At 61.2% G+C, this 16,330-nt stretch carries 11 protein-coding genes; 9 read left to right on the top strand and 2 right to left on the bottom strand.

Features of this window, described 5'->3' with window-relative positions; genetic code table 11:
* The first annotated feature begins 177 nt into the window (after positions 1-177).
* The 9 genes from ID132_RS07030 to ID132_RS06990 all read left to right on the top strand — a co-directional run bounded on the left by ID132_RS07030 (position 178) and on the right by ID132_RS06990 (position 13,886).
* Entirely contained in the window at positions 178-435 is a 258-nt protein-coding gene (locus tag ID132_RS07030; protein WP_193128227.1) for a helix-turn-helix domain-containing protein, read from the top strand.
* Positions 436-439: 4 nt separating this feature from the next.
* Entirely contained in the window at positions 440-1,621 is a 1,182-nt protein-coding gene (locus ID132_RS07025) for a tyrosine-type recombinase/integrase (RefSeq protein WP_193128226.1), read from the top strand.
* Between the two features lie 724 nt (positions 1,622-2,345).
* Complete coding sequence (locus tag ID132_RS07020; RefSeq protein WP_193128225.1) at positions 2,346-2,531, top strand: helix-turn-helix domain-containing protein; 186 nt, start codon at positions 2,346-2,348, stop codon at positions 2,529-2,531.
* An 82-nt stretch (positions 2,532-2,613) separates the two neighbouring features.
* Positions 2,614-3,207 carry a hypothetical protein gene (locus ID132_RS07015; RefSeq protein ID WP_193128224.1) on the top strand — a complete coding sequence of 198 codons (594 nt, stop codon included), beginning with the start codon at positions 2,614-2,616 and terminating at the stop codon, positions 3,205-3,207.
* Positions 3,204-4,277: a hypothetical protein gene (locus ID132_RS07010; RefSeq protein WP_193128223.1), complete on the top strand. Its 1,074-nt coding sequence runs from the start codon at positions 3,204-3,206 to the stop codon at positions 4,275-4,277. The genes ID132_RS07015 and ID132_RS07010 overlap by 4 nt, the downstream gene beginning before the upstream one ends.
* Positions 4,278-4,301: 24 nt before the next feature.
* The gene (locus ID132_RS07005; protein ID WP_193128222.1) at positions 4,302-7,670 is read left to right on the top strand and encodes a helicase-related protein; all 3,369 of its coding nucleotides are present in this window, start codon (positions 4,302-4,304) and stop codon (positions 7,668-7,670) included.
* The gene (locus ID132_RS14775; RefSeq protein WP_193128221.1) at positions 7,658-10,885 is read left to right on the top strand and encodes an Eco57I restriction-modification methylase domain-containing protein; all 3,228 of its coding nucleotides are present in this window, start codon (positions 7,658-7,660) and stop codon (positions 10,883-10,885) included. The genes ID132_RS07005 and ID132_RS14775 overlap by 13 nt, the downstream gene beginning before the upstream one ends.
* A 39-nt stretch (positions 10,886-10,924) precedes the next feature.
* A complete protein-coding gene (locus ID132_RS06995) occupies positions 10,925-12,475 on the top strand; it encodes an McrB family protein (protein WP_193128220.1) in 1,551 nt (516 codons plus the stop codon).
* Positions 12,444-13,886: a 5-methylcytosine restriction system specificity protein McrC gene (locus ID132_RS06990; RefSeq protein ID WP_193128219.1), complete on the top strand. Its 1,443-nt coding sequence runs from the start codon at positions 12,444-12,446 to the stop codon at positions 13,884-13,886. The genes ID132_RS06995 and ID132_RS06990 overlap by 32 nt, the downstream gene beginning before the upstream one ends.
* A 77-nt stretch (positions 13,887-13,963) precedes the next feature.
* On the opposite strand, the gene ID132_RS06985 is transcribed toward ID132_RS06990, so the two are convergent.
* Both ID132_RS06985 and ID132_RS06980 read right to left on the bottom strand, forming a co-directional pair.
* Positions 13,964-15,127: a helix-turn-helix domain-containing protein gene (locus ID132_RS06985; RefSeq protein ID WP_193128218.1), complete on the bottom strand. Its 1,164-nt coding sequence runs from the start codon at positions 15,125-15,127 to the stop codon at positions 13,964-13,966.
* Positions 15,120-15,842: a hypothetical protein gene (locus ID132_RS06980; protein ID WP_193128217.1), complete on the bottom strand. Its 723-nt coding sequence runs from the start codon at positions 15,840-15,842 to the stop codon at positions 15,120-15,122. Before ID132_RS06980 ends, ID132_RS06985 begins: the two co-directional genes overlap by 8 nt.
* Positions 15,843-16,330: the final 488 nt, after the last annotated feature.

Genomic DNA, 16,330 nt, shown 5'->3' with positions numbered 1-16,330 from the left:
TCAAATCCTGTCAGCCCGACCAAAAAATCGCGGAAACTCAACGGTTTCCGCGATTTTTTCGTAGGTGAGATTTGATCCGGTCATCACAAACCCGTCTTTTTGACACGCCGAGGGGGCACTCGGGGGGTAGCCGCCCGGCAGGGCCCTTTCTGCCCCGGTTGTGTACGGTCAGCTGCGATGCGCGCGGTGCACCTGTTCGTTATGGACACCGAAGCACAACCCACCCCGTGGGGCCTGGAGCCTCTGATCGATGTCGGCGAGCTGGCCACGTATTTGGGCATCCCCGTCTCGACGATCTACGACTGGCGTACCCGCGGCCTCGGCCCGCCCGCGTACCGTTTCGGAAAACACCTGAAGTTTGCTGTCTCCGACGTACGTGTCTGGATCGAGCAGCAACGCGACGGCACTCAGACCTCCCCGCTCGACGGGAGGTGACACGATGAGCCGCCCACGCCTCACTATCGGCACGTTCGGCACGATCGGGTTTCAGACCGCGTCGACCGGCCGCGTGACCGCTCGTGCGAGGTATCGCGACTGGGATGGAAAGTCCAGGCTCGTGCAAGCCACCGGCGGCTCGAAGCGCGCCGCCGAACAACGGTTGAAAGCGAAGCTTGCCGAGCGCACGCTCTACCAGCCCGCAGGCATCGGGCTGACTGCCGACAGTCCGTTCCCCGACCTGGTGGCGTACTGGCTGGAAGATCTCGATCTTGAAGACCGGCTGTCAACCACCACCCGACAACTGTACGAACGCAACATCCGCACGCTCGTCATGCCAGCGTTCAAAGACCTCACGCTGCGCGAGATCGGCGTGGCACGCTGCGACCACTTCTTGAAGCAGCTGGCGAAGCAAAGCTACAACCGTGCCAAACAGGCCCGGGTGGCATTGCGGCTTGCGCTCGGGCTCGCGGTGAGGCACGAGGTGCTGCCGCGCAACCCGATGGATCACGTCTCACGGCTCCGGAAACCCCCGACGACACCGAACGCGCTCACTCCTGCTGAGGTGAACGACATTCGCACCGCGATCGCGTTCTGGGAAACCGGGCTCTCACCCACCGGGCCGAAACCGGACGGGCAGCTCGGCGCGATCGTCGAGGTCATGCTCGGCACGTCGGCCCGCATCGGTGAGGTGCTCGCGATCCGGCGCCGCGATATCGACATCGTGAGTGCCCCGCCGTCGATTCGCATTAGCGGCACAATCGTCGCGCACCGCGGCGAACCAACCCAGCGGCAGGATCATCCCAAGACCGCGAAGTCCAGACGCACCGTCGCACTCCCCGCGTTCGCTGCCGAGGCGGTGCGGCTCAGGCTCGCCCGCCGTGATGATGCCTCGCTTGACGCACTGTTGTTCTGCAATCGTGACGGTGGCCCGCTGACGACGAACAACGTACGCAGGCAACTTCGGCACGTGCTCGACCTCGCGGGCATCGAGGGCGTCACGCCGCACATGTTTCGCCGCACGGTTGCCACCGCAATCAGCAACGAGGCTGGCGTCGACCTTGCCGCCGAACTACTCGGACACACGGACCCGGCGATCACGGTGCAGCACTACATCCGCCGCAACGAGATGGTAAACCCGGCGACCGCCGAAATGCTCGACCGCGTCTTCGGGAAGGACGTGTGAAGTCGGCGCGACGCGACGTTGATCGAGAGGCAACTTTGACGTACGTTGGCTATAAAGATGCCGCATTCAAAGTTGTGCGCTCAACCCTCGTGTGCCCCTTCGGTGCGGATTATCGGTAACGCAAATTCTGCGGCACCGTGACAACACCCGCAGAGTTTCAGGTTCCGCCGAATCGGCGGGACCGCTGATCCCGACAAATAGGGCTTTGTGCGGGTTACGCAATGACTGTTGAGGGTGGGCGAGTTCGTCACTCCCGCGTGCTTGGACGTCCAGCTCAGAGCTACTTCGAACACGCAAGAGTTCGAACTGGGCATGACAGTCTCCTCCCGCTAGTGCTCATTCCAATGAGATAGGTACACGCCATCTCCCAAGACTTCATTCACCCGTCGCGATGTCCCCTCGACCAACCACTCACAAAGCTGCCACGCCTCTGGCAGATCAAGGAAGGCGCGATTTAAGAAGCTTGTTTCGGGCCGTTCATCCGCGCTCTGCCAGACACGTGGTAGTCGGAAGTAGGACTCGTCTTGAAGCAGATCTACGCTCTAGCCCGCGAGCGGAGCTGATTTTGTTTCACCATACAGTGATGGTCTGTCGTTGTAGCCAGCCTCGCAGACTTCGGAACCGAACCGAACGGTAGTAAACAAGGAGAAACCGACTAAAACAGCGGTTTCGCCGATAGGCTCTGAGGTATGACCTTGATTGGACTCATCAAGCCGGTGCCCTCGTGAGTGAGCCCTGGCTGTCTGCCGACGATATCGCCTCTCACTTGGGCGTCACGAAGGAGACGGTCTACGTCTGGATCGCCGACAAAGGGATGCCAGCACACAAAGTGGGACGTCTCTGGAAATTCCAGGTATGCGAAGTCGATGAATGGGTGCGTTCGGGCGGAGCCTCATCAGATGCCCGCTAACGAATGTCGGAGGTCTGTCATAGCCTGAAAAACTTTCGCGCGACAGACCAAGCAGCGAAACAACGAAGGGAGGAGAGCACGCATGAGCGGCTTCACTATTGGACCGGTTAGCGTCGAGGTGCTCAATGGTGAGCACGCGATCACGGTCGTCCCGCCGAGCCAGTGGCACGGAGATAGGGAGGAACGTCCCGCGCACGCCGTGCTCGCCAACCTCAAGGCTGACGACGGGCTCCGCGCCCAGGTCTCGCTCGTCCGCTGGGGCGGCAGCGACGAGATCTCGCTCGGCTTCGCCGAGCTGCTCGCTGGCCCATCGGACTACGAGCGGTTGGAGGACGCCGGGGCGATCTCGCCGAAGCTCGTCAACGACAAACTGGTCGCGCGGATTCGCGCATTGCGCTACGGGAAGACCGGGCGAGCCACCGGTGCTGCGGTCGAGTGGTCGCAGATCAGCGAGTGGGCGGGCGGCGACGCGCAAGCATTGCTCACCAACCTCGGTGCGACGCGCACTGGCGTGTATGGCGTGCTGCTGCCGAGCGCGACGCGCTTCAAGACCGAGCCGGCCATCGAGGTGCCCATCGCCGACCCGACGGCATTGTTCGCCATATACGCGCTCACCCGCGTCGTGCCGATCATGACCGGCTACGGCAAGGAATCGGTGGAAGGCCCGAACGCATGAGCGGCATCGACGTCTCCATCGCGCTACCCGAGAACGAGTCGCCTGGCGAACTCATCAAGGGATACTTCACCCTCATGCGCGCATTCGGTTGGGATCTCTACGTCACAAGCCACTTCACCCTGCGTAAGTCACTGGGGTCACAGTGGTTCGCGGCCCGGATCAGCAAGCTGAAGGACTCGGACCCGAAGAACTGGCGACCCAACCATCGCTTCGAGCCGCAGGACCCCGGCGTAATCCTCCGCGACTACATTCACGAGCAAGACTCGCCGTATCTGAGTGTGTTCGGCGGGCAATTCCAGAAGCAGACCTCCGCGAAGAAGATCCTTGCTACTAGGAACACGTGGTTCCACTTCGGCAACGATCCAACGACCGTCCAACTTGAAGAGGCAGCGAAGGTCGTGCGCGGCTTCGTGCAGTCGAGCGGCATGCACATTGCCGGACGCATCGACACGCTGATCGAGCGCCTGAGCGACCTGCGAACCGGACGCTATCCCGCGGAGGCAGTGCCGAATGCGCCCGCGACGGTCCCTGCCGTTGTCGAGCCCGAGCCACTCGATGCGGCAGAGGACTTGCCACGCCCGAGTATCGGCGGCACCTGGGTCGGACCCATCCCCGAGATGCGCTATCGCATGACTCGTGCGGGCGACGTCGTGCACCCCGACACGATGGAGTCCGTGCGCCCCAGGGTCACCGGCGACTTCGCTGACAAGGTTCGCGCCTGGACCGCCGTCGAGCCGCGCGGCCGTGAGCTGTGGATCGACACCGACGGGGCCGTTGGCGGGTTCATCGGCGCAACGCCCCGATTGCTCGGCTATCTCGGCCCCGACCCTGAGGGCGACATCGCCCGGGGGTTCTTCACTCCGCACTTCTATGTCGTCGATGGTGACGAGATCGTCGACGTTGACTCCGGCGACCGGTTGGGATCGGATGTTGCCGCCACCATGGAGAACGGCACGACGTTTCAGGTCACAACTTACGGGGATGTCCTTATTATCGACGGCGTACACGAGGTCGAGCGTGTCGCAATAGTCCGCCCGGACCAGTGGTTCGTTGGGCACTTGAACGCGTAAGTCGGATAGCAGGAGTAGTAACGAATGAGCAAGATCATCGACAACGAGGACCTCAGCCTTGTAGAGGCACTCAATGAGACGCTTCCGCACGCGCATGCTTTTGACGCCTGCGTTGGCTACTTCAACCTCCGTGGCTGGCGGCTTGTCCGTGAGGCTATCGGCAAGATGCAGCAGCCCAAGCCGGACGGCCGCAATCAGGTGCAACTTCTAGTTGGTATGGCAATGTCGACCGAGGAATCGGTCAGATTGTCTGTCGAAGGCAGCCCACAGCTCGTGGACATGAGTGCTGCCGTCAACCGGGCGAACCAGGCGGTCCTCGGCTTTGCGCGTCAGCTCACCTGGGGTGTGCCGTCAAGGGCCGAGATGACCGGATTGCGCCAGCTTCAGAGGGACCTAGCCGACGGCCTACTCCAAGTGAAGTTCGCTGCCCGTGAACCGCTGCATGCGAAGCTATACATCACGCATGAGGCCGCTGGGATGCAGAATCGGCGCGCAATAGTTGGCTCATCAAACTTCACTGCAGCCGGACTCATCAAGCAAGGTGAACTAAGCCTGGAGGAGACTGATCAGCGCGTTGCAGACGAGCTTTCGGAGTGGTTCGACGCGCACTGGGATGATCACTTCTCAATCGACATCACTCGTGAGCTAGAACGAGTTCTCGAGGAGTCGTGCATCCGGCTGGAGCAGCCAAGCCCCTATTACGTATACCTTCGTCTTGCGTTCGAACTGTCTCGGGACGCGCGCGAGGGTGTTACCGAAGACATCCCGCCGGAAGTCAAGAAGGTACTGCTGCCGCACCAGATAAGCGCGGTCCAAGTTGCGACGCGTTTACTTGAGCGGAAGGGCGTCGCGGTGATCGGAGACGTGGTGGGTCTTGGCAAGACACTCACCGGTACGGCCATCGCCGCAACCGTCGGGGAGAGTGTCCTCGTTATCGCACCGAAGAATCTCGTGAAGATGTGGGAGGAGCACCTTCATCGCTTCCACATCCCTGGCAAGGTCATTAGCCTCAGCCTGGTGGACCGCGAGCTACCCGACCTGCGGCGCTACCGGATCGTCCTCATTGATGAGTCACACAACCTGCGGAACCGACTCCGCAAGGCATGGGATGCGATCCACACCTACGTCGCCGATAACGACAGCAAGGTTGTGTTGCTCACAGCGACGATGTTCAACGCCCGCCACAAAGACATCGGCGGCCAGCTTGGTCTGAAGCTCGATTGGGACGAGCCACTAGGAATCCGCCCCGACAAACACATCGCGGAACTCGACGCAATCAAGGGAGCAGGAAAGGGCGCCCAAGAGATTGCCAAGAAGACTGGAGGGCGCCTCGACAGCCTGGCCGCGTTTGACCTGTCGGAACAAAACGAGGACTGGCAGCGTCTCCTCAGCGAGTTTCTCGTTCGACGCACTCGGAAGTTCCTGGAGACAAGTTACGGCGAGAAAGACGAGAAGTCTGGCGACATTATCCTGAAGTTCCCGGATGGGACGACCTTCCGCTTCCCTAAGCGCATCCCCGAGGGACTCAAGTACCCCGGTGGCGCGACAGACCCGAATGACGCGCTCGCGACAGAGGACACTTTCGACGCAGTCGAGCATCTCACCTACGCCCGGTACCAGCTCGGCAAATACCTTAAGGAGGATGTGGAGGGCGGAGACAAGGCCGAAAGGGAGCTCATCGCCGACTTGGAGAAGTCTATTCAGGCGGCCGCGGGATTCATTCGTACCACGGCACTCAAGCGTCTCACCTCCAGTGCGCACGCGTTTATCCTTACGGTGAAGCGAATGGTTGCCCGGAACGCGATGCTCGACCACGCACTGTCAAACGACCTTAAGATCCCGCTCGGGAATTTCTCCGACAAGTACTTCGACCTCGACGAAGTAGACTATGACGCCGATGCTGACGACGAGCTATCGGATGCTGCATCCGCCGTCTGGGGCATCAAGTGGGCCAGGCAACAATGGCTCGACTATGCCGAGGGTGCTTACAAGGAGCTCACGGCGAAGAAGCCTGCGGGAATCAAGTGGGCCCGCCCGCAGCTCTTCGACAAGACGAAGCTCCTGGAGGACCTCCGCGAGGACTCAGAAATTCTGCAGGATCTCCTCGATGCCTTCGGTGTTTGGAAGCCTGAAGACGACACCAAGCTGAGAGCGCTCGCCGACCTTATTAACGGACTGCCAGAAGACGAGAAAGTACTGGTCTTCAGCGAGTACAAGGACACGGTCGACTATATTGCCGCGCATTTGCCACGGTGGACGAAGCGGTCGATCGCATCGGTCAGTGGACAGTCGGGCGATGCGGTGAAGGTGGCACGCAGGTTCGCGCCGAAGGCGAACGAGCATCTGGGCGGGTTGCCGAAGGGTGAGACCGAGGTTGACGTGCTCCTCACGACCGATGTCCTTAGCGAGGGGCAGAACTTGCAGGATTCAGCGATCGTTGTGAACTGGGACTTGCCATGGACGATCATCAAGGTCATCCAGCGAGCTGGTCGTGTTGATCGCGTTGGGCAAAAAGCGGACACGATTCGCGTAATTTCCTTCCTGCCGCAGGACGGTGTAGAGGCTGTTATTAGGCTGCGGGAGCGGCTGCAGAAGCGCCTCAAGAACGCGCACCAGATCCTCGGCGGAGGCGAGCAGTTTTTCGAGGATGACGACTTCACTATCGACGTCTCGGGGCTCTTCAACGGCAAGGCTAATCTCGGAGAGGACGAAGGCGAAGTCGACGCCTCGTCCTACGCGCTTGGTATCTGGGAGAAGGCAGCGCCACAGGATCGGGAGATCGCCAAGACCCTCAAAGATCTTGTGTTCTCGACCAAGGCCATCGAGGTCGACGGCTCGCCGAGCGCGATCACATACGGGCGCACTGACGCTGGCACTGACCTACTGATCCATACAACAAGCTCAGAGATGAAGCTATTGACCCCGATGGAGGCGCTCAAGCTGACCGAGAGTGCCTACGCCGAAGTCGCCGCTGAAGCTTTGAGTGCGCAATTTGACTTCATGCAACGCGCCGCCGACAACATGACGGAACAGGTGAAGCAGAACACCGTGCTATTGAACCATGGCCTGCGGAAGCAACTCTACGACTTCCTTAAACGGCAGGTCGATCGCATCGATATCGCCACCATTACCCGTGCCAGGGTGAGCGAACTCATCGACGCGGTTAACGCAAGCCCGATCCGAGAGTCCGCGAAGAGGGATGTCGTCGGCGTCCTCCGAGCCGCTCGCATTCTCGGTGATCCAGACGACCTAATAGATCGGCTACTCATGATGAATGACGACAATTTGCTGCTCGATATCCGAGACTTAGGCGCCGATCGCGTCCAGGTCATCACTTCGATGGGGTTCAACCCGGTCGGGATCGCTGAGGAGGTCGACCAGTGGCGGCAGTAACGACAAAAACCGCGGCGATGCAGAAGCGCTTCACGACCGAGGGCCTGACCGGCGTCTTCGTTTCAGAGCTCTTCTGGGATGCCCCGACCGGTACGGTTGCACCGATCGAGATCGAAGAGGTGACCTTCGTTCCGAAGGTGGCGGCGCAGCTGAAAGGCTTCCGCGTGTACACCGTCGCCTGCGACACGAAGCCTACGCCGAAGGAAATGAAGGCAGTCCACAACGTTCTAGCACCGCTCTCTGCGGAGTGCATGGAGCTCTTCCAAGCTTCCGACTACTGGTACTGGCACTGGCCTCGGACCACCGCCGCCGGTACGACTACGTTTGAGCGAGTGGCAACCACGCCGGGCGTGCTTCCCGCGTTCATGGCGCAACGTCTCGCCGGGCTGATATTCACGCAGGAGGACCACCAGAAGGGCTTCTACCTGACCGACGTCCTCGACCGCATCCACGGCCACTTTGATGCGTCGAATGTCACGAAGAAGTTCTACGACCGCTTTGCGAAGGAGCATCAGAACCTTGCGAAGGAGATCGCCGGTCTTACCGAAGGCTTTGCGAAGGCATACTCGACTACTCTTCTCAACCGGCTTATGTTCCTCTACTTCATGCAGAAGAAGGAGTTCCTGAACGGCGACCTCTGGTACTTGGAGCACACCCTTCAGGGGGTGCAGCAGCTCCGTGGACGCGACCAGTACTACGGCTTCTACCGTGACGCGCTTCTACCATTGTTTTTCGAGAAGCTCAACGAGAAAGACAAGGCTATCTCCGACCCGGAGATCGAGCGTATCCTCGGCAGAGTCCCTTACGTGAACGGTGGCCTGTTCGGGCCGACGTCAATTGAGGAGGAATTCGGCGGACAGATCACAATCCCCGATACTGCGTTCGAGCGTATCCTGGGGTTCTTCTCCGAGTACACCTGGCACCTCGACACTGCTCCAGCCGCGAACGATGAGATCAACCCGGATGTCCTCGGCTACATCTTCGAGCAGTTCGTCAACTCGAAGCAGATGGGTGCGTACTACACGAAGGAAGACGTCACTCACTTCATGACACGGTCGACGCTCCTCCCGGTGATCGTGTCGCACCTGGAGAAGATCGGTGTCCCGGTGTGGGACCTCCTAGCGTCCGATCCCGAACGGTACATCTGGGACTCGCTTCGTCATGGAACGGAGTACCCTATTCCGGCAGACATCGATGCGGAGCGCGTTTCGCACCGACGCCCGTCGTGGCTTGGTGAAGTCGATGGTCAGTACGCCCTGCCTGGAGAGAGCTGGTGGGAGATCGACGCACGGCGCGACTACCTCGCTGCTATCCGTGATCGGCTGACTGCTGGGGAAATCTCAACCGTCGATGCCGCGGTATCGGCGAACATTAACATCGAGGTGCTTGCGGTTGATGCGATCAAGCGGGTTTCCGACCCGGCGAAGCTCCGGGCGATCTGGGTTGCGCTGACCGAACTGCACATCATCGACCCGACCTGCGGCTCGGGCGCGTTTCTCTTCGCGGCGCTGAACTTGCTTATGCCGGTGTACGAAGCCCTGCTCGAAACCATGGATCTCGCCGAGCGCGGCGTTGACCCAGAGCTCGACGCGCTCCGTGACGACGTGGACGGGCACAAAGGCGGACGAGACTACTTTCTACTCAAGCACGCCTGCTTGGCGAACCTGTACGGCGTCGACATCATGCCCGAAGCGGTTGAAGTGGCACGCCTGCGCCTCTTCCTCAAGCTCGCCTCAGCGATTTCGGATCCGAAGAAGATCGAACCGCTCCCAGACCTCGACTTCAACATCAAGGCAGGGAACATGCTTGTCGGCGCTCGCACTCCGGATGAGATTGATATCGCGAGCGACGGGCTACTCATCGCCGATGACAATTCATTGCGGGCGCGCGAGTCCTCGGAGAAGGTCAAGGCCGCCTACAGCGAATTCCGTCAGGCGCAGGAAGCCGACAACGCGATGGCCGTGAAGGTGAGCAGAGGCCATCTTAGGTCGGTGCTGGAGAAGGCTCGCGCTGAGACAAACCAGCAGTATTATGCCATCGAGAAGCGCAAGAGCAGCTTCGACGAGTGGGTCCTCGGCACGCGCCCGTTCCACTGGTTCATCGAGTTCCCCGAAGTCTTAGACCGCGATGGATTCGACGTCGTTATCGGCAACCCGCCCTACATCAAAAAGAAGGACATCACCGAGTACTCCTATAAAGGCTTCAAGACGGATGCGCTCCCGGACATCTACGCACCGTGCACCGAGCGAGCCGCGCAGATCACCGGGCCGGACGGTCGGATGGCGCTCATCATTCCGATCTCCGCGAGCTTCAGCGACGACTTTGCGAAGCTGCGCGAGGTCCTCGAGACCCGCTTCGGTCGGCTCTGGGTGAGCAACTTCTCCCGGAATCCCGCGGCGCTTTTTAGTGCTGGCCTCGGTGTGCGGAGCACGATAGTCGTCGGACACCGTGGAGACGGCGAGAAGGAGCTTTACGTCACCAAGACGCACCGCTGGTACGACGCTTACCGACCGGCGCTCTTTGAGACGTTGCAGTACGTCGCCCTTCCGGCCGAGGTCCGGAAGAAGTTCGGATGGGTGCGCCTCCCGTCGAGCGCATACGGACGTATTGTCGGGATTGCAGGTCGAACGCCTGGATCGTTGGCATCACTTGAGCGACCTCGAAGTGGAGTGGCCTCGGTCGGGTTCAAGCAAACCGCGCTCTACTGGCTCGCAGTGTTCCTTGATGATCCCCCGGCATACGAGCGTGACGGTCGCGTCGCCGTTCAGACAAAGATCGGGCGTATCTCAACCGAGTCACGCAGAGCTGCCAAGCTCTTGTTGGCGATTGCGGCTTCGAAGTTCGCCTTCGTGTGGTGGTATACCACGGGCGATGATTTCGATGTCACTTCGGGAGGTATCAAGTCAACGCCAATCGATCCGAATGCGTTCTCGAACGCAGCCCAGGACAAGCTCGTCGACCTCGCGTCACGGCTCGTTGACGCGTTCCCAGGTCACGTCTTGTTCACTCCATACGCGGGGAAGTTCATGGGTACGTACGTCCTTTCGGAGATGCGGGATACCACGGACGCTATCGACCAGGTCATCGCGGAAGAGCTTGGTTTTGTTGACCTTCTCCCCGCCCTGGAACACGCATACGCCTGCGTATTCAAGCCGACTGGCGATCGTCCTGGCACGCTTCGCTACGACCCGTTCGTTGATACTGCGGGTCGCTAGGTTGTTGATGTGCAGTGACATGGATGGGCAGGGAGATGAATGACTACGACAGATGAAGCCATCGCAGCTTTACGTCTTTACAAGAACGTTGTCCTCGAGGGCCCGCCCGGCACTGGCAAGTCTTTTTCCGTCGCAGAGATCGCGAGGGCATGGCCACAGGACAAGCTCGGTATTGACGCGAGCGGAAACGTTGCGGACGGACGCGGCGCCTGGGCGATCACCTTCCATCCGAGCACCGGGTACGAGGAATTTGTGGAGGGGATTCGCTACAACGCTTACGGCACTCCGAAGGGGTTCGAGCTCCTTCCGGGGATCTTCCGCGAATGGGTCGACGCTGCCCGAAAGAGCCCAGATAGGGACTTCCTTGTCTTGATTGATGAGGTCAATCGGGCTAATGTCTCCAAGGTCCTTGGCGACCTTCTCCTCAGCCTGGAGGCCTCGAAGCGGCTCAGGCACAGCGAGGCCTGCACAGGGTCGGACCCCAATCATCCCGATTGCTGGCTCGGCGGCACCACGACGCGGCTCCCATACTCGGGCGTCGTCTTAGGAGTACCGGACAACTTGTACGTGCTCGGCACCATGAACTCGTCAGATCGTTCGATTGCGCCTCTCGACTCCGCGCTCCGTCGTCGATTTGCGTTTGTGCGGGTGGAGCCACTTGCAGGTGACGGATTGAAGGGTCGCCTCAAGGAAGCGTTGCCGGCAGTCGGGGACGAGGTTGTCGACCGGTCTGTCGCCGCCCTCGATGGCCTGAACTCGGGGCTCAGGAACGCTCTCGGACCCGACAGCGCTCTTGGGCACAGCTACCTGTTCGACCTTGGCGACGCCGGATCTTCCAGCTTCTGGATAGAGGTGAATAGCGGTGCGGTTGCGACCGGATCGCAATTCCAGGTAATCCAAGACTGGGCTACAGAACTTCTTGTGGCGGTTGCGCCAGGAGCGAGCATCGCGGCGCAGGGAACATCGGTCGATCTCAAGGTCGTTTTCGAGGGCGCCGAATATGACGTGAAGTTGGAGCATCCGCAAAGCAAACCAAACACGCAGTTTTCGTCTTCGGGCATCGGCTTCAAGCGAAGGATGGCGGGCGGCGGAGTAACGATCTGGACGCCGCTTGGTCGCGGCAAGCTCCGCCTCGAGTTTGTGTCTGCCAATGGCGACGCGCCAGCGCTCGTGCAGCGGTACCTGGATCGCTCAGCTCCCGGAAAGAGCACTTCGGGCCGGGGTTACGGTCGAATCGACTCTTCCGAGCGCCGCGGCGACCTCGACGAGCACACCGTCTGGCGATACTCGATCCTTCCGCAGCTCATCGACACAGCGACACAGTCATTCGTTCCTGAGCTTCTGATCGCGGGGATGCGGGAGACGTGGGTGCGCGAGAACCTACCTACCGATATCCAGGAAGTTGTACTCGACAGCTTTGCTGCGTTCGAGCGGTTCCTGCATGGACAGCTCGGCTTGCAGATCGTGAAGGCAGGTTTCGGCCTTACGAGCGGGCTGGCAATCGAGCGCTATACGCCGATAACTCCGACGACGGGCGATGTCGAGGATGGTTCAGACGGTGGCGCTGCTGACGAGACCGCAGGTGAATAGCGCCCGAATTGCCATCAAGGCGAGCCCCCGAGGCACGCGCGCCGGATTCGCCGTTGTGGAGGATGGTTCGGGCGGCGCGGTGACCTTCACCGTGCTGCCGAAGCCTTGGGCAATCGAGCCTCGTGCAGTCTCCGCAGTGCGGCACGCCCCAGGGACGTCGACCCATGTCACACTCTACGAACTCGACATCGTAGAACTCATTACCGAGCCAGCTGTCCGAGATCGGATCGCAGATGGACTTCTGGTGACCGCCAGTGGCTCGGAACTCGAGGGTGGCACGAACGATGAATACCTGTTGCAACGCGTGCGGCCGGTAGCTGCGATCGAGGACGTTGGGAAGACGCCTGCCACCGCGGGCCTGGAGGACGTCGTCCGGCTGATGTTGCTGGCGAAACGGCAGCGCTCTTCGGTCGGCGATGCCGGATATCAGGGGACCCCGGAGGCATCACTGCTGAGGATCGTCACTCAGCAGATGTTCCTTGACGAGGTTGGTCGAGTTATCGATCGGGCCAGGCCGCGGTACCGGACCCGTACTGAGACGGTGACTACGCCGCGCGGAAAACTGTCAGCCCAGAGCATCGCGTTGTCGATCCTCACTGGACGACCCGCGGTCGAATCGACGTTCGACGAGCTGTCGACCGACACGGACGTCCTGAGAATCGTCCTCGCCGCGCTTCGCGTCGTCGCCACCGATCCCGCGCCGAGCCTCTTCTCGACGATTGCTGCCCCGCTTCGGTCGCGCGCCATCGGCTTCGCACGGCGGCTGGACTCCGTCAGCATTCTTGATCGGGAGCGTGCTCTTCTGGCATACGGTCGCCTCGCCATGTCGGCGCTCGATCGCCCCTGGAAGCCCGCCCTCGACATCGCTGCCGAGATCCTTGGCCGCAAGGCGGTAATGCCGAAAGGTCAGGAATCCTCGACCGCGCATGCGGTCAGCATCAGCCTCTACATGGAGAAGTGGTGGGAGCAGGTGCTCGCTGATGCGCTCCGGATGTGCGCGGATCGGGAGACGGTCTCCGAACAGCTCTCGGTGGAGTCGCCGTGGAAGGGCGGCGAACGCGGGAATGCCGATCTTTACTTCGACCTCGACGGTAGGACGATCCTCACCGACGCAAAGTACAAGTTGGATGAGTCCGGAATCGGAGCCGCCGACGCCTACCAGCTTTTCGCCTATAGCCACACGGCGGATGCGCCACGAACCGGCAAGCCGGACGCCGCCGCGGTCTTCTATCCGGTGCGCGGTGCGGTGGCGGGCGGTACTAGTTCGGTGCTGCTCAGGGTGACGAAGCCTGTTTTCCACCTCCACCTCATCGAGCTACCCTTCCCGAGTCGTAACGACGTGACGACGGACCTGGCTTGGCGCTCGTATATCGAACGCCTCGCGTCGCAGATTGCGGTCGCATTGAGGTAGGTCTCTGCCGGCGAATCTGGTGTTCGCCGCCGGATTCAACTCGTAAATCGCAGTTCCTCGCGGCTGATGCGACGATCCTATGTCTGGGGTGGGTGGCTGACGAGGCGTAGAGCAGGCCGGGGGTCTTCAGCGCCGAGTACCTCGCGCACCCGAGCGGGGTACCATTTCAACTCGCGCGCAAGGTTGGCATGCCCGTAGCCTGCTTGCTCCGCGAGCTCGGCAGCTTGCGCGAGCATCGAGGGCACCTCTCCGGGGTATGCGTTCACGGGTTCTGGTGTTTCGAGCCCCGAGCTGCGCAACTGGTTCAGCTTTTGGTAGCCCCGCCGGATCGATGCATCAGAGACGGTGCCCGTCTCCTTCATCCGCAGCAGCAGCGAGTCGACGGAGACACCCCAGTGTCGGGACAACTCGTCCAGCCGTGACAAGTTCACGGTCCGCGGCAGCAGATTCACGATCTGGGAGTGGGGTGTGAGAAACTCGGCGGCGAACTGATCTGCTTCGCGTTCCTGCTGCTTGTCACCCGGCGCAGCCTCGCCATGTAGCAGCAAGTGTCCGAGCTCGTGAGCGATCGTGAATCGGTACACGAACACGGACTTCGCTCGTTCTGGGGTGACGACGATGACTGGTCTTGCCAGATGCGACGTAGAGAACGCGCCGACGCGAGCGACGTCTGCGTTCGTCATCGTGAGCAGACTGACGACGATCCCATGTGACTCTGCCAGGGCGACCAGATGCTTCACTGGCTTCACGCCGAGCCCCCACTGCACGCGAAGCGCCCGGGCAGCGGAAAGCGGATCCGCTTGCCTTCGGTCGATGGCCGGCAGATCGACGTCCGGGAAGCGCACCTTCTTTTCCAGCGCGAACGTCAGCTCCCACACCTGTTCTATGAAGGCGATCGCCTTCGCGCGGTCCCGCGCGGACGTCGAACGAAGGCTCCTGAAGTGCGCCTGTGACCCGTCCACTCGACCAATCGGGCGGCCGGTTGCGAAGTAGTCCACGGGAACGTGCAGTTCGCGTGCGAGCACGGGGAGGAGGTCTCGTCGCGGCGTGGAAGATTGCGACTCGTACTGGCCGATGGCCGCCGGCGTCACCCCGACGAGATCGGCGAGCCTTGCCTTCGACAGACCTGCCGCGAACCGCGCCTGCGTCAGACGTGCAGGATCGAAACTGCCCGCAACAGTGTCGAGGTCGGGGCGATCGGATGGCTCAACCAGAGAGAACAGAGTATCTCGGTCATCCATGAGTGCCTCCGTCTGCCTCTTCCTCCTTCACCCCCAGCTGAGGGCGCGGGATAGGACCGTCCGAGAAGCCTTCGTCTTCCGCAGGCTCGACGTCTACCAACGAGCCCGATCCGACGTCGAGCAACGACTCCATCGAGGCAAAGGTGAGGTAACCATCGGCACCCAGAGTTGCGTCGCCCCAGTCGACGCTGTGAAGCGCAGACGGGTTGCTCGCATAGGGGACGACAACTACACGGTGGGACGACAGCGTCTCCTCGAGTGCCTTGGCCTCGGCGTCGAGAAGCTCCCGCTCCTCCTGAGTCAGCTCCGGGTGCTCGAACTCGATGTCAAGGCGCTGCTGCGCGAGATCGCGTTCCTGCGTGAAGAGGGAGATGCGCGTGTCCGACACCGCGAAAGGACGCGATCCGATGTCCGTAGAACGCTCCCGAGCGAAGCGCCACGGGAACAGAACCACTCCGTTGAACGAGACCAGCTTGTAGCCCCGCCGCGGGATGATCTCAGCCGAGGGAAGCCGCCCGAGCACCGCCACGAACTCATCCAGACACTTGCGCCAGATCTGTCCATACACTCCGGTGTGTTTCATGTCGGCTTCCGCCTGCGCGTTCGCCATCTTCTCGTGGCAGTCGCGGATGATGGCCGAGATCTGCTCCCGCACCAGCACCCCATCAGCTCCCAGCGTGCGCAGCGCCCATGCGCGCCCTTCGTCGATCGCCACCTGAGGCTCCCTTCATCTGCCTACAGAAACGGTAGCACAGCGCTTTAGTTTTAAACGATATTCGATCACTTTAGCTCGGCGTGTCGCAGTCGACGGTCATTGCTGGCGTCAGGTTCCCCGTGTGGTAGTCACGGTAATCCCCCAGAGTTGCACCTGGAGCACGGTGTCGGCGCCAGAGACTACATGTGGTGCCTCCCTCTCCGATCGACTTGGGTTCCGCGCGTCCTTAGCTCAGCAGGAGGCCCCTAGTTGATGGTGAGCAGCCTGCTGCGATGCGACCGCACGGAGATGGATGTCGAAATCGTACTGTTCTTGGTACTATATTGACAGGGAGGTGTGTGATGGGTTATCGCCGAGGCCTGTGGGAGATCGCTGCGATCCGCAATGGCGTGGTGACTGTCCCCGAGGCGGAAGACGCGGGCGTACCCGCTGTCGAGATGCGGAAGCTCGCTGCCCGTGGTGCGCTTCGCGCGCACGGGCAGGGTGTT

Origin of the sequence: Gulosibacter sediminis, from assembly GCF_014904065.1 — a bacterium.
GTDB classification, from domain to species: Bacteria; Actinomycetota; Actinomycetes; order Actinomycetales; family Microbacteriaceae; genus Gulosibacter; species Gulosibacter sediminis.
Note: the sequence above shows the minus strand (reverse complement) of the source record. Positions and strands in the feature narration are given on the sequence as shown.

Excerpts from the sequence above, each read along its gene's own strand:
- ID132_RS07030 (WP_193128227.1), top strand. The coding sequence starts at position 178 with ATGCGCGCGGTGCACCTGTTCGTTATGGACACCGAAGCACAACCCACC.
- ID132_RS07025 (WP_193128226.1), top strand. The coding sequence starts at position 440 with ATGAGCCGCCCACGCCTCACTATCGGCACGTTCGGCACGATCGGGTTT.
- ID132_RS07015 (WP_193128224.1), top strand. The coding sequence starts at position 2,614 with ATGAGCGGCTTCACTATTGGACCGGTTAGCGTCGAGGTGCTCAATGGT.
- ID132_RS06995 (WP_193128220.1), top strand. The coding sequence starts at position 10,925 with ATGACTACGACAGATGAAGCCATCGCAGCTTTACGTCTTTACAAGAAC.
- ID132_RS07005 (WP_193128222.1), top strand. The coding sequence starts at position 4,302 with ATGAGCAAGATCATCGACAACGAGGACCTCAGCCTTGTAGAGGCACTC.
- ID132_RS07010 (WP_193128223.1), top strand. The coding sequence starts at position 3,204 with ATGAGCGGCATCGACGTCTCCATCGCGCTACCCGAGAACGAGTCGCCT.
- ID132_RS06985 (WP_193128218.1), bottom strand. The coding sequence starts at position 15,127 with ATGGATGACCGAGATACTCTGTTCTCTCTGGTTGAGCCATCCGATCGC.